Annotated in this window: 24 protein-coding genes; 9 read left to right on the top strand and 15 right to left on the bottom strand. The window is 45.1% G+C overall.

Annotated features, from left to right (window positions below):
* Positions 1 to 17 precede the first annotated feature (17 nt).
* Both cydB and UQW94_RS00320 read left to right on the top strand, forming a co-directional pair.
* Positions 18 to 1,025 carry a cytochrome d ubiquinol oxidase subunit II gene (gene cydB, locus UQW94_RS00325; RefSeq protein WP_213893482.1) on the top strand — a complete coding sequence of 336 codons (1,008 nt, stop codon included), beginning with the start codon at positions 18 to 20 and terminating at the stop codon, positions 1,023 to 1,025.
* 20 nt (positions 1,026 to 1,045) lie between these two features.
* Entirely contained in the window at positions 1,046 to 1,174 is a 129-nt protein-coding gene (locus tag UQW94_RS00320; protein WP_074190543.1) for a DUF2474 domain-containing protein, read from the top strand.
* 70 nt (positions 1,175 to 1,244) lie between these two features.
* Here UQW94_RS00320 and UQW94_RS00315 read toward each other — a convergent pair whose 3' ends face one another.
* The 4 genes from UQW94_RS00315 to UQW94_RS00300 form a co-directional block, all read right to left on the bottom strand.
* Complete coding sequence (locus UQW94_RS00315) at positions 1,245 to 2,000, bottom strand: PhzF family phenazine biosynthesis protein (RefSeq protein ID WP_005382695.1); 756 nt, start codon at positions 1,998 to 2,000, stop codon at positions 1,245 to 1,247.
* 134 nt (positions 2,001 to 2,134) lie between these two features.
* The gene (locus UQW94_RS00310; RefSeq protein ID WP_309474410.1) at positions 2,135 to 2,239 is read right to left on the bottom strand and encodes a DUF6119 family protein; all 105 of its coding nucleotides are present in this window, start codon (positions 2,237 to 2,239) and stop codon (positions 2,135 to 2,137) included.
* 185 nt (positions 2,240 to 2,424) lie between these two features.
* Positions 2,425 to 3,081: a hexitol phosphatase HxpB gene (gene hxpB, locus UQW94_RS00305; protein WP_322141897.1), complete on the bottom strand. Its 657-nt coding sequence runs from the start codon at positions 3,079 to 3,081 to the stop codon at positions 2,425 to 2,427.
* Positions 3,082 to 3,210: 129 nt separating this feature from the next.
* Entirely contained in the window at positions 3,211 to 4,092 is an 882-nt protein-coding gene (locus UQW94_RS00300) for a LysR family transcriptional regulator (RefSeq protein ID WP_213869871.1), read from the bottom strand.
* 97 nt (positions 4,093 to 4,189) lie between these two features.
* On the opposite strand from UQW94_RS00300, the gene budA reads away from it, so the two are divergent.
* From budA to UQW94_RS00285, 3 genes are read left to right on the top strand one after another with little or no spacing between them, the layout of a single operon-like run.
* Entirely contained in the window at positions 4,190 to 4,975 is a 786-nt protein-coding gene (gene budA / locus UQW94_RS00295) for an acetolactate decarboxylase (RefSeq protein ID WP_017633685.1), read from the top strand.
* Positions 4,976 to 5,004: 29 nt separating this feature from the next.
* Positions 5,005 to 6,708 carry an acetolactate synthase AlsS gene (gene alsS, locus UQW94_RS00290; RefSeq protein WP_322141896.1) on the top strand — a complete coding sequence of 568 codons (1,704 nt, stop codon included), beginning with the start codon at positions 5,005 to 5,007 and terminating at the stop codon, positions 6,706 to 6,708.
* Positions 6,705 to 7,463, top strand: coding sequence for an SDR family NAD(P)-dependent oxidoreductase (locus tag UQW94_RS00285; RefSeq protein WP_017820351.1), 759 nt, complete (start codon positions 6,705 to 6,707; stop codon positions 7,461 to 7,463). Before alsS ends, UQW94_RS00285 begins: the two co-directional genes overlap by 4 nt.
* Positions 7,464 to 7,751: 288 nt before the next feature.
* Here the strand turns inward: UQW94_RS00285 and UQW94_RS00280 are convergent, their stop codons facing one another.
* The 9 genes from UQW94_RS00280 to UQW94_RS00240 form a co-directional block, all read right to left on the bottom strand.
* Positions 7,752 to 8,348, bottom strand: a complete 597-nt coding sequence (locus UQW94_RS00280) for a methyltransferase domain-containing protein (RefSeq protein WP_322141895.1) — start codon at positions 8,346 to 8,348, stop codon at positions 7,752 to 7,754.
* A gap of 136 nt (positions 8,349 to 8,484) precedes the next feature.
* A complete protein-coding gene (locus UQW94_RS00275) occupies positions 8,485 to 9,687 on the bottom strand; it encodes a phenylacetate--CoA ligase family protein (RefSeq protein WP_318057926.1) in 1,203 nt (400 codons plus the stop codon).
* Between the two features lie 9 nt (positions 9,688 to 9,696).
* Positions 9,697 to 10,518, bottom strand: coding sequence for an ABC transporter ATP-binding protein (locus tag UQW94_RS00270; protein WP_017633695.1), 822 nt, complete (start codon positions 10,516 to 10,518; stop codon positions 9,697 to 9,699).
* 80 nt (positions 10,519 to 10,598) lie between these two features.
* Positions 10,599 to 11,843 carry an ABC transporter substrate-binding protein gene (locus tag UQW94_RS00265; protein WP_005373285.1) on the bottom strand — a complete coding sequence of 415 codons (1,245 nt, stop codon included), beginning with the start codon at positions 11,841 to 11,843 and terminating at the stop codon, positions 10,599 to 10,601.
* Between the two features lie 45 nt (positions 11,844 to 11,888).
* Entirely contained in the window at positions 11,889 to 12,956 is a 1,068-nt protein-coding gene (locus UQW94_RS00260; protein ID WP_005382737.1) for a branched-chain amino acid ABC transporter permease, read from the bottom strand.
* An 11-nt stretch (positions 12,957 to 12,967) separates the two neighbouring features.
* On the bottom strand, positions 12,968 to 13,861 hold the full coding sequence (locus tag UQW94_RS00255; RefSeq protein ID WP_005373295.1) for a branched-chain amino acid ABC transporter permease: 894 nt from the start codon (positions 13,859 to 13,861) through the stop codon (positions 12,968 to 12,970).
* Positions 13,861 to 15,813: a long-chain fatty acid--CoA ligase gene (locus tag UQW94_RS00250; RefSeq protein ID WP_154204278.1), complete on the bottom strand. Its 1,953-nt coding sequence runs from the start codon at positions 15,811 to 15,813 to the stop codon at positions 13,861 to 13,863. The genes UQW94_RS00255 and UQW94_RS00250 overlap by 1 nt, the downstream gene beginning before the upstream one ends.
* Positions 15,813 to 16,613, bottom strand: a complete 801-nt coding sequence (locus UQW94_RS00245; protein ID WP_005373297.1) for an ABC transporter ATP-binding protein — start codon at positions 16,611 to 16,613, stop codon at positions 15,813 to 15,815. The genes UQW94_RS00250 and UQW94_RS00245 overlap by 1 nt, the downstream gene beginning before the upstream one ends.
* Positions 16,614 to 16,855: 242 nt before the next feature.
* The gene (locus UQW94_RS00240) at positions 16,856 to 18,493 is read right to left on the bottom strand and encodes an electron transfer flavoprotein-ubiquinone oxidoreductase (protein WP_154204277.1); all 1,638 of its coding nucleotides are present in this window, start codon (positions 18,491 to 18,493) and stop codon (positions 16,856 to 16,858) included.
* 155 nt (positions 18,494 to 18,648) lie between these two features.
* Between UQW94_RS00240 and UQW94_RS00235 the strand changes: the two genes are divergently transcribed.
* From UQW94_RS00235 to UQW94_RS00225, 3 genes are all read left to right on the top strand, one after another.
* Positions 18,649 to 19,401 (top strand): electron transfer flavoprotein subunit beta/FixA family protein, encoded by a 753-nt coding sequence (locus UQW94_RS00235; RefSeq protein WP_005386149.1) that lies wholly within the window; start codon positions 18,649 to 18,651, stop codon positions 19,399 to 19,401.
* A complete protein-coding gene (locus tag UQW94_RS00230; RefSeq protein WP_137282726.1) occupies positions 19,398 to 20,324 on the top strand; it encodes an electron transfer flavoprotein subunit alpha/FixB family protein in 927 nt (308 codons plus the stop codon). The genes UQW94_RS00235 and UQW94_RS00230 overlap by 4 nt, the downstream gene beginning before the upstream one ends.
* Before the next feature lie 86 nt (positions 20,325 to 20,410).
* A complete protein-coding gene (locus UQW94_RS00225; RefSeq protein WP_322141894.1) occupies positions 20,411 to 22,438 on the top strand; it encodes an acetoacetate--CoA ligase in 2,028 nt (675 codons plus the stop codon).
* A gap of 177 nt (positions 22,439 to 22,615) precedes the next feature.
* Here UQW94_RS00225 and UQW94_RS00220 read toward each other — a convergent pair whose 3' ends face one another.
* On the bottom strand, positions 22,616 to 24,166 hold the full coding sequence (locus tag UQW94_RS00220; RefSeq protein WP_171344905.1) for an alpha-glucoside-specific PTS transporter subunit IIBC: 1,551 nt from the start codon (positions 24,164 to 24,166) through the stop codon (positions 22,616 to 22,618).
* 55 nt (positions 24,167 to 24,221) lie between these two features.
* A complete protein-coding gene (locus UQW94_RS00215; protein WP_005373308.1) occupies positions 24,222 to 25,550 on the bottom strand; it encodes a 6-phospho-alpha-glucosidase in 1,329 nt (442 codons plus the stop codon).
* A 180-nt stretch (positions 25,551 to 25,730) separates the two neighbouring features.
* On the opposite strand from UQW94_RS00215, the gene UQW94_RS00210 reads away from it, so the two are divergent.
* Positions 25,731 to 26,438, top strand: coding sequence for a GntR family transcriptional regulator (locus UQW94_RS00210; RefSeq protein ID WP_053307578.1), 708 nt, complete (start codon positions 25,731 to 25,733; stop codon positions 26,436 to 26,438).
* The last annotated feature ends 10 nt before the right edge of the window (positions 26,439 to 26,448 follow it).

The following is a 26,448-nucleotide window of genomic DNA, read 5'->3' as shown; positions in this document are numbered from 1 at the left end:
AAGTTAAGGTAAAGAATATGCATTTTGATTTATCCGTGATTTGGTTCGCGATCATCGTTTTTGCCACTTTGATGTACATCATCATGGATGGCTTCGATTTGGGTATTGGAATACTGATGCCCTTCATCAAGGATGAAAAACAAAAAGACGTCATGGTCAACAGTGTCGCGCCAGTTTGGGACGGTAACGAAACTTGGATTGTGCTTGGAGGCGCATCTCTATTTGGCGCTTTTCCGATGGCTTACGCGGTAATTATTGAAGCGCTAACCATCCCTTTGACGTTGATGTTGATTGCTTTGATCTTTCGTGGCGTAGCGTTTGAGTTTCGCTTTAAAGCATTGGAAAACCACTTAAAGTTCTGGGATCGCTCTTTTATGGTCGGCTCGATTTTAACCACGTTTTTCCAAGGCATCGTTGTTGGCGCGGTAATTCAAGGCTTTGCGGTGGAAAACCGCGTCTTCGTAGGTAGCCAACTAGACTGGCTTACCCCTTTTCCCATCTTTTGCGGTTTGGGTTTAGTCGCAACGTACGCGCTGCTCGGTAGCACATGGCTCATCATGAAGACGGAAGGTGCACTGCAAAACACGATGTACCGCTTCACTAATAAAACACTACTGGCGATGATCTCCGCATTAGTCATTGTGAGCGCTTGGACTCCACTTGCTTACCCTACCATTGCGGAAAGATGGTTTTCTCTGCCGAATTTGTTCTACTTACTGCCCGTACCAGTCATTACTGGACTGGTATGTTTGAAGATTGCTGACTCCGTTAAAAAGCGTAAAGAGCGCAGCCCTTTCGTGATGGCGCTAGTGATCGTGATTCTCGGGTTCGCAGGGCTTGGCATCAGTATCTGGCCAAATATCATTCCTCCTAGCATATCAATATGGGAAGCAGCGGCTCCTGCAAGCAGTCAGCGCTTTATGCTCGTTGGAGCAGTGATCATCATCCCGATCATTCTGGCTTACACCTTTTGGAGTTACTACGTCTTCTCCGGAAAAGTAAAAGAAGGCGAAGCGTACCATTAACGAGTTGATAAGGAGTGAGTATGAAAATCAAAAATTGGTGCCGCCAATGGGCTTGGATGATTGGAATATGGGTCGTTAGCGTCGCTGCATTAGGGTTAGTGTCTATGTTATTTCGCGTCATGATGACCGCTGCAGGGTTAAAATCTTAGCTCGGCACTTTTAAGTCAATAAAAAATGGGGACCTCTAGCTCTTGCGTTAGGAGCTAGAGGCGTTTACATTCAAGTCCGACTTTTCACGTGTGCAGACAATACGATCGTAGATTCTGAACCACGAGCCACTTCAAAATAACCACCAGCACGAGATAGCTGACGAGCCGTCAATTTTTCTTTGCCCAGCTTTTCAAACCAATAAGGCGCTAATGAGCACTGAGCCGAGCCTGTGGCAAGATCTTCTGAAATACCGATTTTAGGTGCAAAGTAACGCAGCACATAGCCACTATCAGAGCTTTGAGCCGTCACGATGACCGCATGAAACTCATCAATTTTAATCAGCTCATCAAAGTTAGGTTGATAGCGAACAACATCATCTTCGGATTCGAGAACAACAACCAAATCACGCGTTGTAAAAGCATCTACGGGGTCATTGGAAAAGCCTGAAATACCCAAGGGGATGGCATGAGGTTTGGCTTGCCAACTTGGCATCACGATCCTGTACATTCCATCCAGTCCAGTAACGGTAATATGGCCATACTGGCTTTTTAGAATGATCTCATTCTGATGATAGTTGGAAATGATTGCAGCGCCTGCGCCCAAACTTCCGTGTCCACATAGGTTGATCTCTCCTTCTAGGCTAAACCAGCGAATGTGGTAGTCACTGCCAGACTGAACCATAAATGATGTGACAGGTTGAGCGACCTGATGAGTGATTTGAAGTAATTCAGAATCACTCAGCCAGTGATTTAGTTCGACAACGCCACAAGGGTTACCTTTAGCCAATTCATCACAAAATACATCATATATTTGCGCTTTAATCATCCATCATCCTTGCTGTTTAACGCCGCATTAAGTTGTAAACAACGCTATCACTAACCCGAAACCACTACACTGCAAAAACGAAACCTAAAAATGACAAGCCTCGGGAGTTCCTCTTAAATGCTTTGTTAGTCTTTTTATGCATCTATCTTGGCTAGTTCAACCGTAAAACCCATGTTTTGTAACCGTCTACTGTGATGACGCAGGTTTACTTTTGAAAAAAAATGGCAAGTGCACTTCACCTTTCTTCTTGTTTCTTAGGGTTGATTATATCGGCCTCTTCGTAGCCTTCTTTGATCAAATATGCAACGACATTAAGCTTCATTTCATCCCTCACCACTCCTACACATAAGCAACTAACATCTCATCAAAGCTCTCTATATGGTATGACATCTGTCATAAATATTACTAATCGTAATGAATAGCTTTATCCTATTAAATCCACTAAATGGCTTTCATTAAACTCTGATAGCTTTTGCAGCTTTAGACTGGCTTCATTAAACTCTTGGTAGAACTTATCAGGTTGAGGTATCACGACTGTTTTTATGTTTGCTCGTGTTGCCGCAAGCATGCCCGAATAAGAGTCTTCAAAGGCAATACAGTTACTTGAATCTACACCTAGTTTATTGATTGTTGAAAGGTAGACATCTGGCTCTGGCTTACCCTGCTCTACATCGTCTGACGATGATATCGCGTCAAAGTAACTGGCAATACCGAGTTTGTTCAAAATGATGGGAATGAGTTGATAAGGTGAATTAGTAGACAACCCTATCTTAAGCCCTTTTTCCTTAAGCAATTTGAGTGTTTCTGTAACACCCTCTAATTCGCATCCTTTTTCAATTATTAATGCCTCCACTTTATCCACAACAGCATTCTCTACTTCCTCTAGGCTCTTTTCTTGCCAAGGATTACGTTCATACCAAAACCTTGTTACTTCACCTGTCGTCATAGTTGCAGTCTGCTTTGACAGCACTTCGGTCACTTGGACACCAACTGATGAAAACACCAGCTTTTCCGCTTCCTTCCACAAAGGTTCTGAATCCATCAGCAACCCGTCCATATCAAAGACCGCAGCGTATATCATTGGTACATCCTCAGTAAGTTCTATTCGTGGAGTAAGATTTGTCTATTCAACCAAAGCATAGCTTTGCATATAACGAGTGAGAGTATCACATTTGCCTGTGGCTATCAGAGCCAGTTCGATGACTCATCTTTAAGCCTCAACATGACCGATGTTCGTGGCTACTTTTAACGCTTGTTTATTGAGATTAGACGCCTCCCAAGCAACGACAACACGACTGGTTAGGGGGATATCATCAATCTCGGCGACTGTCGCGGAATCATCGAGATGTTCAGCCAGTGAGCGCGGAACGAGAGCGATACCTAACCCAGCCTGCGCCATGGCAATCGTCGTACGAAGTTGCGGTGCTGCGAACTGTGGTTCGAGCCTTACTCCTGCGTCGGCAAAAAGTGTGCTCATGCCATCAAACAATGCGGGGCCCGTCTCTCGTGGAAACAGTAAAATTTTATGGCCTCTCAACTGTTTCATCTGGATACAGGGATATTTTGCCAGTTCGTGCCCCGCCGGAATCACCGCGACAAACGGGTCGTTAAACAACACCTTGTGCTCAAAAGGCTCACTGGCGTAACAGGGTAGCCGCATGATTGCGAGATCAAGTTGTTTGCTTTTTAACTGAGTGGCAAGCTCTGGCATTGATAGTTCCGCCGTCTGTAAATGAACCCCATTCTCTTGAATACGCCCAATCCTCTCCAATACCTTAATGCAGGTTGATGTTGACGTCGCGAACCCAATTTTAACCTGCGTATTTTCACCACGGGCAATCTGTCGGGCTTTTGCTTTAGCGCGTTCCACATCAGCAAGAATATTTACCGCATCCGTATAAAAGACTTGCCCTGCATGGGTCAGTTCTACTCCTCTAGACAAGCGCTTAAATAAGTCCACGCCAAGCTCGTGCTCTAGCTTTTTGATTTGTTGACTCAAAGGAGGTTGCGCAATCCCTAACTGTTCAGCTGCTCGGGTAAAGTGACGAGTCTCGGCGACCGCAACAAAATACTTCAGGTAGCGAAATTCCATATATTTTCCATATCAAAATAAATCTTTTTTATATTGGATTTAGCACCGTGTAGAAGTCAATCTAAATATACTCTTCATTGCATAACTGGTCTTACTCATGCGTGGATTTTATAACCCTCTATGTGCTTGTTCGCTTGAAGTAGCGAAAGAATTTTCTGAATACCATCACGTTACCGGAGATGGTGAGATTTATCAGACTTCGTTAATGAGTGCTTTGATCGCTGGTGTTTACGAAGGCTCAACAACCATAGAAGAACTGCTGAAACATGGGGATTTTGGTTTAGGTACGTTCAATGAATTGGATGGTGAGTTGATTGCGTTTGATAAGGAAGTTTTTCAACTCAAGTCGGATGGCTCCGCAAACCCGGCAGACCTGGCGCAAAAAACGCCCTTTGCTGTCATGACTTTTTTTAAGCCTGATATCGAGCTGCCACTGACATCGCGCATGTCACGTCATGAAGTCCATAGCATCATAGACGAGATGGTTCCAAGCGATAACCTATTTTGCGCAGTGCGCATTGATGGCGTTTTCGATTCAGTTCGTACTCGCACCGTACCTAAACAAACACGCCCTTATCGGCCAATGCTTGAAGTGGTCAAAGAACAACCAACGTTCCGCTTCACGCATAAGCAAGGCGTGGTCGCCGGCTTTCGCAGTCCTAAATATACGACTGGCATCAATGTGCCCGGCTATCACGAACACTTTATTACCGATGACCGCCAAGGAGGTGGTCATATTCAGGATTACAGCATTTCGTCAGGGTTCCTCCAGATTGGCAAAGTCTCGCGGCTAGTGATTGATACCCCGGTATCGACAGACTTCCTCAACGCCAATTTGGCTCCGGAAGATATAAATACCGCCATAGAAAAGGCGGAAAAGTAACAAAGTCAGGCAAATAATAAGGACAACAAATGCAATCCAAACCTTCAAATAAAAATGGATCTCAGTTGATCGCTCAACAGCTAGAGTCTCTCGGCATTAAGTACATTTTCGGTATTCCCGGTGCAAAAATCGATCGACTGTTCGATGCGATTGAAGACACTAACATCCAAATGATTCCGGTACGCCACGAAGCTAACGGCGCATTTATGGCGGGCGTTATGGGAAGACTAACCGGCAAAGCAGGCGTCACCATGGTTACGTCAGGCCCTGGCTGTGGAAATCTAGTTACGGGAGTGGCAACAGCAAACTCCGAAGGCGATCCGCTGATTGCTATCGGTGGTGCGGTGAAACGAACTGACCAGCAAAAACAAACACACCAGAGCATGGATACCGTCAGTATTTTTCGCTCTATAACTAAGTTCAGTGCTGAAGTGCAGCATGTGGACGCCGCAAGCGAGATCATGGCGAACGCATTTCGTATCGCAGAGTCAGGTCGTCCTGGGGCTTGCTTTTTGAGTCTCCCCCAAGATGTTTTATCCGAGCAAACCCAAACGGACATTATTGTCCCCTCGCCTTACACACAGCCTGGTTGCGCAGACATCGCAGCAATCGAAGAAGCGGTCAGTCGAATCAGTAAAGCAAAGCGCTGTGTGGTTTTACTTGGCCTTCACGCGAGCCGCAGTCAAAACGCTGCTGCTATCGCCCGATTTCTTCAAAATACGCAGCTACCCGTTATCGGCACTTACCAAGCCGCCGGCACGGTAGACATCAATTACTATCATCACTTTGCTGGGCGTGTCGGTTTGTTTAATAACCAACCTGGCGATGTTTTACTGCGGGACGCCGATTTAATTCTCACCATCGGCTTTAGCCCAATAGAGTATGACCCTGAGCTTTGGAACAGCCACCGCAACCCAGTGATTCACCTCGATATTGAACCGGCAGAATACCAACTTAATTATCAGCCTTGTGTTGAAATCGTCGGAAACATTGCGCAGTCATTAGACAAGATGGGCAGCTATATCTCTGAATATGCCCGCCTTTCCCCAACGGCACTTTCAGTACTGGAAGAGGTAGCACTGCAACGGCAAGTGATCAAAACCTATCCCAATGTCTATCACAAGCAAGGATTTCATCCACTGGCACTGATTAAAGCCATGCAATCTATCATCACACCAGATACCACGCTATGTCTTGATATGGGGAGCTTCCACATCTGGATCGCTCGTTACTTAAGTTGTTTTCGAGCTCGCCAAATGCTGGTGTCTAACGGCCAACAAACAATGGGCGTTGCACTACCATGGGCCATTGGTGCCAGCCTACTAAAACCTGGTAGCAAAGTGGTATCGATATCAGGAGACGGCGGTTTTATGCAATCGAGCATGGAGTTAGAAACCGCGGTTAGACTGAACTGTAATATCGTCCATATTGTGTGGGTTGATAACGCCTACAACATGGTAGAAATGCAAGAGATCAACAAATATCAGCGCTGCTCTGGTGTGAAATTTGGACCAATTGATTTCAAGGCGTACGCCGAATCATTTGGCGCGAAAGGCTTCGCAGTGACTAGTCAACACGAATTGCTACCGACATTGAATAAAGCCATGGACGTTGAAGGACCAGCAGTGGTGGCTATCCCCGTAGATTACAGCGACAACGACAAACTGATGTTGCCGCGCACAGAGAAAAATCAAGATCCCGTTTTTGTAAGTTTCGAAGGAGAAATCGCATGAGAGGATTAAAAAATAAAGTCGCACTCGTCACTGGTTCTGCCAATGGTATTGGTTTGGCCATCGCAAAACGTTTGTATGAAGAAGGCGCAAACGTCGCTCTTGCCGATTGGAATGAAGAGCAATTGGCAAACGCCGTTGAGGGCTTTGATAAACAGCGTGTGTCTGCGCATTCTATTGATGTTTCTGACCCAGAAAAAGTCGCAGCACTGATTTCTGATGTTGTTACCCGTTTCGGTAAACTGGATATTTTAGTAAACAATGCTGGCGTACATGTCCCTGGTTCCGTGATTGAAGGTAGTGTGGAAGACTGGAAGAAGATCTCTGGTGTAAACATTGATGGTGTTGTTTATTGCGCGAAGTTTGCTTTGCCTGAACTCTTAAAAACGAAAGGTTGTATGGTAAATACCGCGTCCGTTTCGGGTTTGGGTGGTGACTGGGGTGCCGCATTCTATTGCGCGAGTAAAGGCGCAGTGGTGAACCTTACCCGAGCGATGGCATTGGACCATGGTGCGGATGGGGTAAGAATTAACGCCGTATGCCCAAGTTTAGTAAAAACCAACATGACAAACGGCTGGCCGCAGGACATCCGCGATAAATTCAATGAGCGCATTGCGCTTGGCCGAGCAGCCGAACCTGAAGAAATTGCGTCTGTCGTGACTTTCTTGGCAAGTGATGACGCATCTTTCATTAATGGCGTAAACCTACCTGTAGACGGCGGTGCCACCGCATCAGATGGTCAACCTAAAATAGTATAAGCATGAAATAGACAGATCAGTGAGAGACGTTCTACTACCTTTCGGATCGATGCTGATCTGTCGCTTTACGCTCTGAGCACACAACCCGTGCCGGCAATAAACTCAACCACTCGACCGCTGTTAGAGATATCTCAACAACTTAAACCAGCAACGAGAAATTAATGTTTCACACAAACCGACAAACTATGTGAGCATTCCATCAGGCATAGAGTGAAGACTTATGTATCAGCGATTCACAAAGAACCAGACAGTTTCCGCGAATACTTTCTAAAGAAGTCTCAGTGACGACTAACGTTTCTGCCACACCATCCATTGCTCTCTGCCTTTAAAAACCTCAACACTGTTTGCCACCACTGAGGACTTCACAAGTTCAAACGTGGGCTCTAGAAAAGATGCCAACTCCCCACTTCGCAAACAAAATGGAGGAAAGCGTGATAGGTAATTATCATCAATGACGAAAAAACCAATTAGAAAACCTCCGCTTGGCAATAATTTATCCACCATCGAAAAGTATTCTGACCACATATCTCTCGGTAGTGCTGCGAGAAAGGCCTGCTCGTAAATGACATCAAACGAGTGAGAAAAATCGGCATTAAATACATCACCCAATACGACTTTATCTTTGTAGTTACCTAACGTTGATTGCGCCATTTTTACCGCTTCTTGGCTGTAATCCATCGCGATCACGTCATGCCCATATTGAATAAAAGTGCTCAGTTCATAAGCGGCACCACACCCAGGAATAAACACTGACTGGCCTACATGAAGTGAATTGTCGAGATAGTCCTTGAGTTCTTGAGGTGTCGATTGGGCATCCCAAGGCATAGTGCCTCGGATAAACAAATCATCCCAGAATTGTGTGTTAATCATTGGTGCCTGTTTCATTTACCCGCTCCCTGATTGCGGTAGTAAAAAATAAAGGGATACGCAGCGCAATGTGGTATCCCTTTTCTAGCCTTTTGTCTGACGTTGTTAGTTTTTTATGACAACCACTTTCTACTGCACTTATGCCACCAATGAGTTAACTGCGAAGATCATTGATTAACGGCTGCTCCGCTTGGTTCGGTACAAACTGGACATTGCCTTTCAGTTTAGTGACAGACTGGAGTGTTGCTTGAATGTCCTCTGCTGATACATGCACATCATGACAACAGAAAGTAATGGCATCGTTGAAGCCATCGCGCTCAATTTTCAAGGAGCCTTTAATATCGTGGCGACGACAGACTTCTTGGATCTGATGCGGATAAACAAACAGCCCTTTGACTTTCACCGCGGAGTCTGCTCGTCCCATCCAGCCCTTAATTCGTGCATTCGTGCGTGAAGAATCAGAACTTGTCTCTAGGTATGCCGATAAATCTCCCGTTGCGTAGCGAATCAGCGGGAACTTCTCATCGAGCGACGTTACAACGACTTCACCGACTTCTCCCGGTTGTACAGGAACACCATCAGGATCAACGATTTCAACAATAATATCTTCGGCAATCACTAATCCTTGTTCACCAGACACTTGATAAGCAATCAAACCAAGCTCTGCACTTGCGTAGGCTTGAAAGACTGCAATGCCTTTTTCCTCAAACATCTGTTGCATGTCTGCTGTAACCGCTTCACCAGAGACCAGAGCTTTCTCAAAGCTAGGCAGCTCATTGTATTTCTCTTGGTACTTTTGTAGCAACGTCAGCAAATAAGAAGGTGTGCCAGTGTAACCATTAGGTTGAAGCTGTTTAATTGCCTCTATTTGCGCTTCGGTATTGCCTACTCCAGCCGGAAATACCGCACAGCCACAAGCCCTTGCGCCACCATCCATAATAAATCCGCCAGGAGAGAAATGGTAAGAGAGCGTGTTATGCACTAAATCACCCGCACAGAACCCAGCAGCGTGAAACGCGCGCCCCATACGCCAGAAATCGGCCTCATCCGTTTGAGCCTCATATAACGGCCCAGGAGATTGGAATACGCGCGCCATTTGACCAATGGCAACGCTATTTAAGCCACCAAACGGCGGTTTAAGTTGCTGCTGATTAGGTACATTGAACTTACGTGTAATCGGGAACTGAGCAAGCCCTTCACGATTGTTTGCCAATGTAGGATCTAACTCAGAAAAATGCGCTGCGTAATGTTCGCTATTGGCTTTCGAATTTTCAATCAGCGCTGGCAAACGTTGAAACAGCGACTCTTCTCGCGCCTGTAGAGACAACGATTCTTTCGCATCAAATAGTTCGTTCATCCTTGCTCCTTACAACCAACGCTTACGACGTTTGTAAGATTTCAGATTCTTAAAGCTCTTGCGATCTTCATCGCCGCCGCCAAGGTAGAATTCTTTTACGTCTTCATTGTTTAGCAATTCGTGCTTGCTGCCATCTAGTACGATTTTGCCTGATTCCATGATGTAACCGTAATCGGCCGCTTGAAGAGCGAAGTTGGCATTCTGTTCAACCAAAAGCATGGTAATGCCTTGCTCTTTGTTGATCTTGTTAATAATGCTGAATACTTCTTTAACTAGCAGCGGAGAAAGCCCCATAGACGGTTCGTCCAACAAAATCATCTTCGGTCGAGCCATTAACGCTCGGCCAATCGCTAACATTTGTTGCTCACCGCCAGACAAATAGCCCGCCAGGCCAGTGCGCTCTTTGAGTCGCGGGAAATAGTCAAACACCATTTCGATGTCTTGTTCAACTTCGTTGTCAGAGCGTGTATAAGCGCCTAAGCGAAGATTTTCTATTACCGTCATATCTTCAACAATTCGGCGCCCTTCCATAACTTGGAAGATGCCCGAACGGACGATCTCTTCCGGGCTTTTGTTGTCTATACGCTCGCCCATGAAGTTGATTTCGCCGCGCGTCACTTCACCATCTTCGGTTTTCAATAAACCAGAAATGGCTTTCAACGTTGTGGATTTACCCGCACCGTTGGCGCCCAGTAAGGTCACAATCTGCCCTTTTGGAACTTCTAAACTCACACCGCGAAGTACTAGTATTACTTCGTCGTAGACGACTTCAATGTTGTTCACTGAAAGCAGTATTTCTGCCGGTTCGATATTCGTTGCTAATTCAGCCATCAAGCTACTCCTTGCTAGGGTGAGAGTGTTCTCTCACCCATCCTTATTTTCAGTAAGCTTTGTTATTAATAAGTCGTAGATTAGTAACCTAGCCAATCGTCACGACGTGACAATGTCACCTGAGATACTTTCTTAATATCAACTGCGCCGCCATCGTTGTTGCCCATAAAGACGTTCACGGTTGTTGTGCCTCGGTGATCTTCCGGTTTCCAGTTCGCAGGGACACAAACACCTTCTAAGCCTTGTGGTACCCAGTTGTCATGGACATACATGCCCTTCTTGATGTTTTCACCTGTGATACCACCGTTGTCTTTCGCCCACTCCATTGCTTCTTTCATATAGAACGCAGAACAAATACCGCGAATGTAATGGTGAGTTCTGAATTCGCCCGGCTCTGATTCAGACTGCTTAGAAATCTCACGGACCAGTTTCATGCCTTCATTATCATCTCCCCAAAACGCTGTCATACCTGGGAAAACGTAATCTTTAAGGCCATCGCCTGCTGCTTCAAGCACTGGCTTATCGCCGCCCCAAATGTTTGCCATGTACTGGAACTCTGTCCCAACCGTGTTACAAGACTTCACTAGTGAGATAACCGAGCTACCGATATTAGCAATGTAACCGTAGTTGGTGCCTGACTCTTTCAGCGACAAACATTGCGCTTTGAAGTCCCCTGGTTTTAGTGACACAACGACTGGGTTTTGCACATCAAAACCAAGTTCTTTGGCGTACTCTGCACACGCTTCTTTTGGCGCATTCGGGAATGGATGGTTATCGCCAATGTGCGTAAATTTCGGCGCACCTTGATTGCCCTTAGATTCCCAATCTTCTTTCGCCCACTTAACTAGCGCACGGCACGCATCTGAGTACGACGCACCATAAAAGAAATTATAAGGCGCTGGTTTCGCGGTTTTTGGGTTTTTGCCAGTTGGGTCAGTTAAGTGACCAGAGTAAGAAGCAGAGAACACCGGCACTTTGTCTTTGGTAACAAACGAAATAAGTGCTTCGGTATCTGCCGTGCCCCAACCTTGTAGCGCAACCATGTCTTTACGCGCCACCCAACGTTTGTAGTTGGAAATCGCTACTGGCACTTTATACGCCATGTCTACTGTTTCAAATTCGAGCTCGGTACCGTTAATGCCACCGTTTTGGTTAATCCAACGCAATGCGTCTCGTACGCCAGAACCATAGGGCTTGCTCACATAGGCTGTTGGTCCAGAAAAGTCGACTAATTGCCCGACAAATACAGAGTCTTTTGCCCAAGTGGCGGTAGTAAACAGTGCCGAAGATAGCACCAACGTTGTCGCTAAATGTCCTTTGTTCATAACTCGTTGTCCTTGTTATTGAGGTATATTCCACTTAATTCCACGTTAATATGAGAACGGATAGTGTTTCCAATATGCTCGAATCTGTTGCCAGCGATGCGATAATCCTTGAGGTTCGAAAATGAGGAACAGCATGATGACTAAACCAATCGCCATCTCTTTGAAGTAAGCCAGACCATCAGTGAAAGCGGTGGTATCACCAAACGCTGAAAGCCCCGTTACGCCAAACTCCAAAACTTCAGGCAGCAATACGATAAATATCGTCCCCATCAATGTGCCTTTGACTGAACCCAAGCCACCAATGATGATCATTGCCAAGAACTGGATAGACATCATGATGGTGAAGCCTTCTGCTGATACAAACCCTAGATAGTGTCCGTAGAGTGCCCCCCCGATGCCTGCATAGAATGCACACACTCCAAATGAGAGCAGACGATACTTGGTTAGGTTGATACCCATGATCTCTGCTGACAAATAGTGATCTCGTACTGAGACAAACGCGCGACCGTCACGAGAACGGATTAAGTTTGATGCCCACATATACATGAAGATCAGCGCAAACAGAGCGATGTAGAAGAAGCTTTCGTCAGTCGTAAACTCAAAGCCAAACAAATTAATTGGGTTCGCGCTTGCACCGTATGAGCCGCCACTGAACCAATCTGCGCGAGCAAAGAAGTCCTCTAAAATAAACTGCGCCGCCAACGTTGCGATGGCTAGATATAAACCTTTAATTCGAGCCGCTGGCAGACCAAACAGCATCCCCACAATCATGGTTAAGTAACCCGCAAGCGGAATCGCAAACACGACTGGAATGTTAAACTGGTTATTTAGCCAAGCCGATGCAAAGGCGCCAAAGCCAAAGAACGCACCGTGACCTAGCGAGATTTGTCCGGTAAAACCAACCAAAATGTTTAAGCCCAATGCCGCGATACCGAGGTATGCAATCTGAATAAACAGGTTTAGGAAGTAAATATCCAAGACCAGCGGTGCTGCCAGCATGGCGATGACACCAGCAATCGCAAGGCTTCTGATGGTTTTGGTTTCAAAAATTGGCGTATCGCTTTTGTATGTGGTTCGAAAATCACCACATGGGCGCATGCTAAGTTGAGCCATGTTATTTCTCCTTAAATACGCTCAATATCTTTGGTACCAAACAGGCCATATGGCTTGAAGGCAAGAATGATTAACAGCACATAGAATGGTGCGATGTTGTATAAGTTACCCACTTGCAGGTATTGGCTATCAAAAAACTCAGCCAAGTTTTCTAGCACCCCGATGGTAATACCACCGACAATTGCGCCGACTACCGAATCTAAGCCACCTAAAATAACGGCTGGGAAAACTTTGATACCAATAATGGATAGCGCGTCAGATACGCCGTTAACGATACCGATAACAATCCCTGCTGTTGCAGATACCATTGCCGAAATGGCCCAACTGATGGCGAACACTTTCTTGATGGAAATGCCAAGACTCTGGGCTACTTGCTGGTTGAATGCCGTTGCGCGCATTGCCAGACCCATTTTGCTGAATTTGAAGAACCAGTAGAACGCGCCCATGATGAGCATTGAGAAGATCAAGCTCAGAATGTAAGCAAACTCAACATTCAAACCTCCGATATTCACCACGTTGGTTTCGAACACTTGCGGGTACGACACAGCCGAGACACCGAATATCCACTTCATCAGCGCTTGGAAAAACATCGATAGACCAATGGTCACCATGATCACAGAGATAATCGGTTCACCAATCAACGGTCTGAGCACAATGGTTTGCACGGCGATACCAAAAATCATCATGAACGCGAGCGTGAGTAAAAAGCCTATAAAAAACGGTAACTGTAGGTGTACCAATGCCGCCCAACATACCCATGCGCCAATCAACAAGAACTCACCCTGAGCAAAGTTGACCACCTGGGTCGATTTGTAAATCAATACAAAGCACATGGCGACAACGCCATACAACATGCCAACGATCACGCCATTAATGACGAGTTGCAGTAATAAATCCGTATTCACTATGCGATCCTCCGTTGTTCGCTATCCACTAGTGTTGGCTCATGCTCAATAAGCGTTTCAATAACTAGCGACGTTTGAATGCGTGTTTTAGTGCCATCTTGATAAGTGATCACTGTATCGACATCGACTTTTGGATCGTCGCTGTAGATGGTTTCGATGATGTCTCCGTATTTCTCTGCAACCACACCACGGCGTACTTTACGTGTGCGAGTTAGCTCTCCATCGTCGGCATCCAACTCTTTGTAAAGTAGAATGAATTTGCTGATCTTCTGTGCATCCGGTAGGGATTCGTTCACTTTTTGAACTTCTTCACGAATCGCTTGGTACACTTCTGGTTGAGCAGATAAGTTGGTGTAGTTGGTAAATGCCAAGCCGCGTTGCTCTGCCCACTTCGCGACGATCGCATAGCGAATACAGATGATGGCAGACAGCCAAGGTCGACCTTTACCTACCACCACGGCTTCTGCAATAAACGGCGAGAACTTGAGTTTGTTTTCGATAAACTGTGGCGAATAACGGTCGCCATGGCTGGTTTCCGACATATCTTTCAGACGATCAATCACCACCAAGTGACCGGAATCTTTAAAATAGCCCGCATCACCTGTGTGCATCCAACCATCTTGAACATCTTCATCATATGCTGCTTGGTTGTTTAAGTAGCCAGTAAACATGCCTGTACTTTTCGCGATGATTTCACCAACGCCATTGCTGTCCGGGTTGATGACTTTCACATCTGCATTATCAAACGCAACACCAACGGAATCGTAATCCACATCATCCGCTTGGTGCACGGTGTATGCGCCACACATTTCGGTCTGACCATAAAGCTGCTTAAGTGGCACACCAATAGCTTGTAGGTAACGGAAAGTGTCAGGCCCCATCGCCGCGCCGCCCGTTGCAGCAGATGTTAGGTTCGAAAAGCCTAAACGGTCTCGCAAAGCACGCAAAAGAATCCATTCGGCGAGTTTAGAACGTTTGCCCTGCTCTAACGCTTTGTTGGCTAAGCTCATGCCCAGTTTGTACATCTTTTGCTTAAACGGTGTCGAATCCATCATTCGTGCAGACACGTCTGCCACAATGTTTTCCCACACACGTGGCGCTAACAGCACAAAGTTTGGACCGATTTCACGCAAGTCGGACATCATGGTTTCTTGTTCTTCCACAAAGTTAACGATTTGACGAGAAATCAACGCCTGACCAACCACGTAAACCTGCTCCATAATCCAAGGCAAAGGCAGAACAGAAACGTAGTTGTCGCCTGGGGAACGAGGGTCTGCACGCAAGTAAGCCGCACAGTGATCCAAGAACGTGCCACTGTGTAGCTGAGCCAATTTTGGTTTAGAAGTCGTACCCGACGTTGTACAAAGAATTGAAAGATCGCTGCCTTTGGTTTCAACAACCATATTGAGATATTTGTCTGGGTCCGCTTTATCAATCAGCTGACCTTTTTTGTAGACCTGTTCAACATCAATTAATCTTGGATCATCGTATTTACGCATTCCACGAGGATCGCAGTAAATAATGTATTCAACGCTAGGAATTTCATCACCAAGCTCAAGCAGCTTGTCGCATTGCTCTTCATCTTCGGCAATCACGACTTTTGCTTTTGCATAGTTGATAAGGTACGCCACCTCTTCGTGCATAGAATCTTGATAGATGCCCAGCGAGAAACCTTTGATCGCATGTGCCGCTAACTCGCCCCATACCCATTCAGGGCGGTTATCACCTAGCAAACCAACGACATCTTGCTCACCAATACCCAAATCTCGTAGTGCCAGTGCCATCCACTTGACGCGGTTTTCATAATCCTTCCAAGTGAACTCTCGCCATATACCAAACTCCTTTTCACGCATTGCGACTTGTTCGGGCCAGTTCTTGGCATTGTGTTGCAACACTTTTGGAAAGGTATCTAAGCGGGTTATATCTGCCCAATCATTATGTTGCTGTGCCATTATGCACTCTCCTCTAATGTCGGTAACTCTTCGCCTAAGTACGCTTGTTTCACATGTGGGTTGGCCATCACTTCTTCAGGCTCACCCGTAGCAATGTGTTTACCGAAATCCAAAACCAAAACGCGATTAGAGATGTCCATGACCACGCCCATGTCGTGCTCAATCATGATGATCGTGATATCTAATTCTTCATTCAGATCCATGATGTAACGTGCCATGTCTTCCTTTTCTTCCAAGTTCATACCTGCCATTGGTTCATCAAGCAGCAGTAACTTAGGTTTTAAGGCAATGGCACGAGCAAGCTCTACACGCTTACGTAAGCCGTAAGATAGCGTGCCTGCAGTCGCTTTTCGGATGTGCTGGATTTCTAGAAAATCGATCACGTCTTCCACATATTTGCGGTGCGCCATCTCTTCTTTCTGCGCATTGGAGAACCAATAGAGTGGCCCCGTGACGAAGTTATTTTTCAGTAGGTGGTGTCGGCCAACCATGATGTTGTCCAGTACCGACATATGAGAAAAGAGCGCTAAGTTTTGGAAGGTTCTTCCCAGCCCTAACTCAGCTCGTTGGCTTGGTGTACGTTTAGTTACGTCATCTCCAGCGAAGATTACAGAGCCTTTGTTTGGTGTGTATCGACCAGAGATGCAATTGAGCATTGAGGTTTTACCTGCACCGTTTGGACCAATGATTGAAAAAATTTCCTTTTCATTCACATGGAAGCTCACGTCAGTTAAAGCTTTCACCCCACCAAAAGCCAATGAAATATCGTTTACCTGCAACAGAGGCGATTCCGATACCATAGTTGATCTCCCTTTCGTTATTTTAAGTGCGTTCCATTGAGCACTATTTGATCAAACCTAACTTTGATACTGGTAACCGCTTTTACACCTATGCATCAACTTTGTATTCAGTTTACGTAAACGTCAATTTAAAATCAGAATAGTGCCTGAAAGATTAAGTTGCAATCGAGTTCATCGAGAAAGATTTGAACTAACGCAAACTTTAAGTAAATAAATTGTTAATAAAAATTATTCTCAAACGCTTACATATTTGGATAGTTCGGACCACCACCACCTTCTGGCGGAGTCCAGGTAATATTTTGACTTGGATCTTTGATGTCGCAGGTCTTACAGTGGATACAGTTGGCCGCATTTATTTGCAGCTCTGGCTGCTGCTCCCCCTGTACGATTTCATACACGCCAGCCGGACAATAGCGCTGTGCTGGCTCTGCATATAATTCAAGGTTCTGCTCAATAGGGATCCGCTGGTTCTCCAGTCGTAAGTGGCATGGTTGATCTTCCTCATGGAAGATATTGGATAGATAAACAGAAGAGAGGCGATCGAAACTTAACACGCCATCAGGCTTCGGATAGACAATTTCATTGCTGTTTTCCGCCAATAACAGAGACTGATGATCAGGCTTATCACAGCGGATATGCCACTTAGCTTTACCTTTTAACACGTTATGTTCCAGCAGCGCTAAACCACCGCCCAGCCACGATCCAAAGCGGTGGATTCCACTTGAGAAGTTACGTGCTTGATAAAGCTCTTCATACAGCCAAGACTGTTTGAAATGCTTTTGATAATCAGCAGTAACTGACTGACTCTCAAGGGCTTCACATACTGCTTCAGCGGCAAGCATTCCAGATTTTATTGCGGTGTGTGTGCCTTTGATTTTAGCGCCGTTAAGTGTTCCTGCATCACAGCCAATTAACAAGCCACCAGCAAACTGCTGCGTGGGAAGCGAATGAAAGCCGCCCTTGGTAATCGCTCTCGCGCCATAGCTAATACGCTTCCCATTTTTGAGGTATTGCTCAATCAACGGGTGGTGTTTAAAACGTTGAAACTCATCAAATGGACTCAAGTGCGGATTCTTATAATTCAAGTCAACAATCAACCCGACGGCAACTTGGTTTCCCTCTAAATGGTAGAGATAACTGCCACCTGTAGCTTCATTTGATAACGGCCAACCTAATCCGTGCACTACTAAACCTTGCTGATGCTGCTCTGATGGGATTTCCCACAGCTCTTTAAAACCGATAGCGTAGTGTTGAGGCGTTTTCTCTTCAGCAAGATTAAATCGGTTAATCAACTGCTTACCAATATGCCCCCGTGCGCCTTCAGCAAATAAAGTAAACTTCGCTCGCAGTTCAATACCAGGTTCGAAATTTCCTTTTTGTTCACCATTTTTATCTAATCCCATATCGCCCGTGATCACGCCACAAACACGACTATCTTCATCGATGATCGCTTGACTGGCGGTAAAACCTGGGTAGATCTCCACCCCCAAGTTCTCAGCCTGCAACGCCATCCATCGGCATAGACTGCCCAAACTTATGATGTAATTACCTTTGTTATGTAACGTATTAGGCACCGCCCAAGACGGCAGTTCATGACCATTGATGTCATTACCTAGATAGTAGGTTTTATCTTGGTTTACTTTGGTATTGAGCGGAGCGCCTTTCTCTTCCCAGTCGGGAAAAAGCTCATCCAAACTCCGCGTTTCAAACACCGCACCCGATAAAATATGCGCTCCAACTTCAGAACCTTTTTCTACCACGCAAACAGAGAGGTCTTGTTTTTTTTCTGCTGCTAATTGTTTGATTCGGCATGCCGCAGACAAACCTGCGGGACCAGCGCCTACAATCAGAACATCAAATTCCATGCAGTCTCTTTCCATGATTGCATTCCTTTTTCTTTGCATGTTGCCAACTTGTTAATCAACAATATATTTAAAGTTGACGCAAACGTAAAGGTAAATTAACATCATTTTAAAGACGTCATCACATCGTCTTCACTGTTAACACATAGTCTTCACTGTAAAAGGAATCTAACGTGAAAATACTAGTGCCAATCAAAAGGGTCATTGATCCCTACGTTAAAGTTCGCGTGAAAGCGGACCATAGCGATGTTGAAACCAATAACGTCAAGATGACGATTAATCCATTTTGCGAAATAGCCGTTGAAGAAGCCGTACGACTAAAGGAGCAAGGTATTGCAGATGAAGTCATCGTTGTCAGTGCCGGCGGTAGCCAGTGTCAGGAGCAACTACGTACCGCGCTTGCATTAGGCGCCGATCGCGCTATTCATGTCGATACTGAAGACAAAATAGAGCCATTGGTCGTCGCTAAGCTGCTCAAAGCTCTAGTTGAGCAAGAACAAGCACAGCTTGTGATTACGGGTAAACAATCCATTGATACTGACAACAACCAAGTGGCTCAGATGCTGGCCGCCCTACTTGACTGGCCTCAAGCAACTTTCGCTTCCGACGTGAAGATTGAAGATCAAAAAGTTCAGGTCGTGAGAGAAGTGGACGGCGGCTTGATGACGGTCGCGATGAACTTACCTGCGGTGATCAGTACTGACTTACGCCTGAATGAACCGCGTTTTGCCTCTTTGCCTAATATCATGAAAGCTAAGCGCAAGCCGTTAGATACCATCACACCTGACAGTCTGGGTGTTGAAGTGGTATTTAGCCAAACCATTCAAGAAGTCACACCGCCAGCGCAAAGAAAAGGTGGCATCAAGGTTGAATCTGTCTCAGAGCTTCTCGATAAGCTGCGTAACGAAGCGAAGGTGATTTCATGAAGAACTTAATCATAGCAGAGCATGACAATAACCAATTGCATGCGGACACACTCAAAGTGGTTAATGCAGCAAAACAAGTCAGCCAAGACAATGTTTTGATCGTAGTGGGCCACCAGTGTGAAGAAGTCGCTCAGCAAGCTTGTCGCGTTGATGGTATATCAAACGTAATTTGTGTCGATGATGAGCAACTTAAGCATCAATTTGCCGAGAGTATCGCACCTACTGTAGTGAGTATTGCTGAAGGTTTTGACGCAATCTGGGCTAGCTCATCATCAAAAGGGAAAGATCTTGCACCGCGAGTAGCAGCGAAGTTCGGCGTTGGGCAAATTTCCGATATTGTCCAAGTTATCGATGAAAACACTTTTATCCGCCCTATTTACGCAGGAAACGCATTTGCCAAAGTGACCACCAGCGACAAGGTTCGCGTCATCACCGTGCGCGCGTCTGCGTTTGAGCCGGTTACTTGTCACAACCAAGCTGATATTAAGCATCAGCAGGTCACTATCTCAGCTCCAATGATTGAATTGGTTTCTGTCGATAAAACCGTGTCAGAACGTCCTGAATTAAGCGCGGCAGAGGTGGTTGTGTCAGGTGGACGCGGGGTCGGTAGCAAAGAGAACTTCGCGTTGATCGAACAAGTTGCCGATAAACTAGGTGCTGCCATTGGCGCTTCTCGCGCGGCGGTTGATGCCGGGTTTGTTGCCAACGACTTACAAGTGGGTCAAACCGGTAAAATCGTTGCACCTAAGCTTTATATAGCGGTTGGGATTTCCGGTGCCATCCAGCATCTTGCAGGAATGAAGGAATCCAAAGTGATTGTCGCGATCAACAAAGATCCAGAATCTCCTATCTTTGAAGTTGCCGACTATGGATTGGTTGGTGATTTATTCGAGGTACTACCTCAGCTTGCCGAACAACTTTAAACGATCAGATAAGGGGCGAACACTGCTATGTTCGCCCCTTTATTTTGTTTTGGTCATATTCAAAAGAATTGAAATTAGAGGGACCTATGCCAAAATCTGCACCTATTTGGTCACCATCTGCTGAGCGCGTCAGCAATAGCAACTTATTACGGTTCATCGAAAAGGTTAATAAAGACAAAGCCGAAGGTACCGTAATCAACAATTACACGTCTCTACACCAGTGGTCCATTGAGCACAATGATGAATTTTGGCGACATACTTGGCAGTTTTGCAACGTAATCGGAGATATGGGTTCGCAAATCAAGAGCCTTGGCAGTCCCAAATGGACACAAACAGGTTCTAATCATCACCATGTAAATAGAGACACAGTATGGTTTGCTGACGCCACGCTGAACTACGCAGAGAACCTCCTATCTCAGGCTGAACAATCACCAGAGCGTGAGTTTATTGTTTTTAGCAATGAAAGCGGTGAACACCGACAACTCACCGGTAAACAGTTGCTTGAACAAGTTTCCGCCATTCAACAATGGCTACTCAATTGTGGTGTCGGTAAAGGCGATGTCGTTGCGGGTTATTTGCCCTACCTTCCTGAAACCGTTATTGCCATGCTGGCCACCACCAGTCTTGGTGCCATTTGGACTTCAACCTCTCCTGATTTTGGTATCGATAGCGTCGTAGAGCGTTTTGGTCAGGTCAAGCCGAAAGTTCTTTTTTGCTGTGATGGCTACCAGTTCGGAGGCAAAGCTTTCGATATGACGGACAAGAACACCACTCTTAGTAGTAAGTTAAGCAGTGCCTCCGAAGAGACTACTATTAGCGTATGCCAAATCGAATATTTACAAAACGCTGAGAGTGCTAGCACTTCTGAGTTTGTTTCTTGGTCCGATATTACTCACCACTTTTCTCCACAATCAATTCAATATCAACCAACGCTGTTTAATGACCCGTTATTCATTTTGTATTCTTCTGGTACAACAGGTCAACCTAAGTGTATTGTCCATTCCGCAGGCGGTACCTTGCTCAATCACCTCAAAGAACATCAACTGCATTGCGACATCAAATCGCAAGACAAGGTTTTCTACTACACAACATGTGGTTGGATGATGTGGAACTGGCATGTTTCCGCTCTTGCGAGTGGTGCAGCCTTAGTGATTTACGACGGTAGTCCGGTTTACCCTGGTCACTCCGTCTTATGGCGATTAGCTGAAGAACATAACGTGTCGCTGTTTGGTACTTCAGCGAAATACTTAGAGGCACTGGAGCAGGCAAACTGCTCTCCAAAACTAGAACATAACCTGAAGTCACTCAAAACTCTGTGCTCAACTGGTTCGGTGCTTTACCCAGAACAATTTAATTATGTCTATCAGCACATCAAGCAGGACTTGCATCTCGCTTCTATCGCTGGCGGCACAGATATTTGCGGATGCTTTGTACTTGGAAACCCTATTTCACCAGTTTACAAAGGTGAATGCCAAGGCGCAGGGCTAGGAATCGACGCACGTGTTCTAGAGGATGGTGGACATACTATTACGCAAAAACGCGGCGAACTGACTTGTAATAACTCGCTACCTAACTTCCCTATTGGCTTCTGGAACGACAACGGCGAACGTTATCACAACGCTTATTGGAGCAAGTTTACCGATATCTGGCACCATGGCGACGATGTGATGCAAACCGAACATGGCGGCTTTATTTTTTATGGCCGTAGTGACGCAACCTTAAATCCAGGCGGCGTACGAATCGGTACCGCTGAAATCTACCAACAAGTGAACGCGTTACCCGAGGTTGAAGACTCCATCGCTGTCGGCAAGTTAAACCAGCAGTCTGAAGAAATCTGGTTATTAGTAAAACTCGCTCACAACGTCGAGTTAACCCAACAACTCACCGATTCAATTCGCCAAACATTGAAAACAAAATGTTCACCGCGCCATGTCCCACGACAAATTTTTGCTATCAGTGATATTCCTAAAACGCGCTCAGGCAAATTGGTTGAGCTAGCAGTGAAACAATTGGTAAACGGACAAGTTGTAAAAAACATTGGTGCTATTGCTAACCCAGAAGTGCTGGAAGAAATTAAAACGCTTTTCAACATAGAAGGCGCCACAGTCACTTAGAGACCCAACAAGTCTTCCCACAATACAGACGGGTATAACCTAACTATATTTTAGCTCGCTCGATAACTCCTCCCCACTTTCGTGGAAACTGAGCGAAATATGCTTCATGTACACAAAAAAGGTGAGATAATTATATCTCACCTTTGAGCCATATGAGCTGGAGCATTAGTTTGGGGGTTAAGCTTTTATCAGTTGGCTCATATCTTCGCGAACTTGTGGCACCGTTAAACCAACGATGATTTGAAGGCTCTCTTGATTTCTAACAATATTCACCGCTCCGTGCTGTGTGAAAAATGCGTTCTCCTTTACCAGAGAGACATCTTTAACTTTAACACGCAGACGCGTCGCGCAATTAGTTAACAAGTCAATGTTTTCTTTTCCACCCAAACCTTCAATAAAGGCACTAGCTTGTGACGGACTTGCGCTACTGTTATGGACCTCTTTCGCTTCTTTGTAGTCAGCTTTGGAATACAACTTACTATCTGCACCTTCACGTCCCGGAGTAAGTATGTTGTATTTTAAAATAAGCGCGCGAAACGTAACAAAGTAAACACCAGTAAACATGAGACCAATAATAATCTGAATCACGTATGTTCCTGCATGGTTCCCAGCCAAAGGCAACCAGTTTTGGAAAATGAAGTCTATCAAGCCAGTCTGAAAGTTACCGGAAACACCAAACATAAAGGCGATCGTTGCCATTGTCGCAGATAACAACGCATGCAAAGCAAACAGCGCAGGTGCGATAAATAAGAATGTAAACTCTATTGGTTCGGTTATCCCTGTAAGAATTGCTGTGATTGCGGCTCCGAGCACTAACCCCATCACCATCTTTTTATTTTCTTTTTTCGCAACTGAATAGAGTGCTAGTGCGATACCCGTACAACCAAACACTTTACCCATTCCCGTCAACATCAAACCACCCTGAGGAAATTGTGTCGTTAAACTTTCCGAGCTCTGGGCGAATGTCTGTATATTTTGAATCCAATAGGCAACCGTCCCGCCATCGACTGCAACTGGCCCATAAAAAACGGGACCATATACGAAATGATGCAACCCCGTTGGTATCATGATTCGCTCTAAAAACGTAAATAGCCATACCCCTAACGATCCAGCAGAAACCAAAAATGATTGCAGATTATTAATACCATGCTGAATACTTGGCCAAGTCAAACAAGTTAGAATTGCCATCACGACCATAATGGGGAAACTAATGATCACAACCAATGGCGTTCCGCCAAATACAGCCGCCCAATCCGGTAGCTTTTTATCAAAGAATCGGTTGTGAACCCAAACAGAGAGACTTGCAATTAAAATGGCACCTAGTAAGTTGGTATCAAGCGTTAGAATGCCACCAACTTCAGTCAAACCTCGCTCACCTTCCGTATAGTTCACGCCCAGTTCTGGTCCCCAAAATTGAAGGATTCCACCAATAACGTAGTTAAACGTAATGTAGGAAACGAGTGTTGCAAGTACAGCGCGACCAGATGCTTTTTTAGCTAAAGCGATAGGTAACCCAACGGCAAAAATAAGTGCCATATTTTTAAATACAGCGAGAGATGCCTGTAAAATGATCGTCGAGACTTTAACCCAAGCACTCCCCTCTAGTGCCCAAGGAAACACTTCTTGATTTAACAGCACAACAGAGAAACCCAATAACATGCCCGCTGCTGGAAATAATAGAACGGGAACAAACATCGCGGCCCCGAACCTTTGAATAATGTCTTTCATATAAACCTCTTGTTTCATTCACGGAGCCTACAAGTAGGCCCCGAACGTCCAGTTGTTATTGAAAAAATTGAGGAAGGTAGGCTTTATTTTCTTCTAGTAATTGTTTTGTTATTTCTTTAGCTTTTGGCACATTAACCACGGTACGGTTAAGTGTGAGTGCATTAATCAGCTTTTGCTGACTTCCTTCGTACCAAGCATCCACGACTAATTTCTCGTAACCAAGTTGGCTCTCAATCATGGCTTTTTGGAAGGTTGGGATTTTTCCTACAGTAAAAGCTTTCGGTCCATCACTAGTTAGCGCAGCTGGAACTTCTACCATGGCGTCATTTTGTAAATTTGTAATAGCACCATTATTCGGTACGATGACGAGATACACATCGCTCAAGTTGTAGGCAAGCGAAGCCGCGACTCTCACCATGTATCGACCATGGATATCGGCATGCAGTGTTTCGTGCTTCGTGGTGCCCGCTTCAATTATTCTTGCGTTCAATTCGAACACTCGTTTCTCACGGCCGTTAATTACCTGCCTTGCGCGAGTATTATTGATATCCTCTTTCGCCACCATTTTTTCAGGGTACAAATAGTATTGAAGATACGTATTCGGCAAAAACTCTGGATTATCAGCAAGCATTGTTCTCATGTTTTTGAATGTGGCTTGCCACGATGGGTCATCCGCTATTTCCGCATCAACCGCACTGATCCCTTCTTTTAGGATGATATTTTTAATTTTGTCCGTTAAGTCTTCACCCTGTTTGTTACGAATTTTGGTAAACCAGCCATAGTGATTAAGCCCAAAATATTCAGGAACGAAGTCCCAAATTTCACATCCTAACAATTGCGCATAGCTGACCATAATCGCTGCTGGCATATCACAGATATTTAGAATTCGCTTATCATGCGGAAATTCACGATTTAAAGCTTCAGCGACAATTGCCGCCGGGTTGGTGTAATTAAGAATCCACGCATCTGGACACGTTTGTCGGATCTCGTTCACTAGCTGGATCATATCGCCGATAGAGCGAAGTCCATATGCCATTCCTCCCGCGCCACATGTCTCTTGCCCAACACAAGAGTTGGATAGCGGGATTTGTTCATCGCGCTCGCGCATGGCCAACCCACCAGTGCGGATCTGGATAAAGAAAAAGTCCGAATCTGCGAATGCGACAGATTTATCCGTTGTATAAACAAACTCTTCAACTTCTGGATAGTGTTCTCGCAATAGAATTTCAGTAGCTAATGCATTCGATTCTTGGCGTTTCTCATCTATGTCGTAAAACACGACTTTTGCGAGTGGAAAGTTATCTTTTTCGGCAATAAGGCTGTTCATCATACCAAGTGTGTATGTACTGCCAGCACCAACAATCGTTAATTTTTGACGTTTCATTTCGCTACCTCAAATGTTTATCCTGCAAATGTATAAAATAAGTATTAATACTTTTATGATACATTTAAAGTGTAAGCACATAGATACGAGATAAAAATCACACAAAGATCCTAAGGAAAAGTATTAACTACATCTCAGATCACATTCTTGCTATCATGATCCAAGACTTAGCGAGGTATTATGAAACCCAAATACATAGACATTGCGGAACGATTAGAAAAAAAGATCAAAGATGGGGAACTACAACCTAAATCGATGCTTCCAAAAGAGAGTGATTTGCAAGAAGAGTTTTCCGTAAGCCGCGTAACCATCAGAAAAAGCTTACAAATTCTGGTCGACAATAATTTAATTAGTCGGACAAGAGGTAGTGGAACTTATGTAAACGATCTAAAAGCCCAACATGATGCCTTACATTTGCTGGGTTTTATCGAGGAAGTCAGTAAACAAGGGAAAACACCTAGCTCTCAAGTCATAAAGTTCGAACTTAAAAAGCCGAATGAGCAGGTTGCTAAGCAGTTAAATCTCTCGCCCAATGATGATACATATGAAATACATAGACTCAGGTGTATTAATGATGAGCCTGAAATTTACGAAGTCACTCATATGCCAGCAATGTTATTTCCAGACTTGAGCATAGCCATAATGAATGGTTCTAAATATGAGTACATTGAAAATAGCAAAGGATTGAAAATTGCGAAAAGCAGTCAGTCTGTCAAACCGTATTTGTTAGATGCAGAGACGGCCTCATACCTGAATGAATCAGAAGCTTCCCCTATTCTAAAAGTTGAGTCCACTGGTTACCTAGAAGATGGTCGTGCATTTGAATATACCGTCAATTACTTCCGACTTCATCAATACAGCTTCGAGTTTATTTCAACTAGGACGTAGTACTATTCGA

This window comes from Vibrio sp. PBL-C16, assembly GCF_034321865.1.
GTDB lineage: Bacteria > Pseudomonadota > Gammaproteobacteria > Enterobacterales > Vibrionaceae > Vibrio > Vibrio alginolyticus.
Note: the sequence above shows the minus strand (reverse complement) of the source record. Positions and strands in the feature narration are given on the sequence as shown.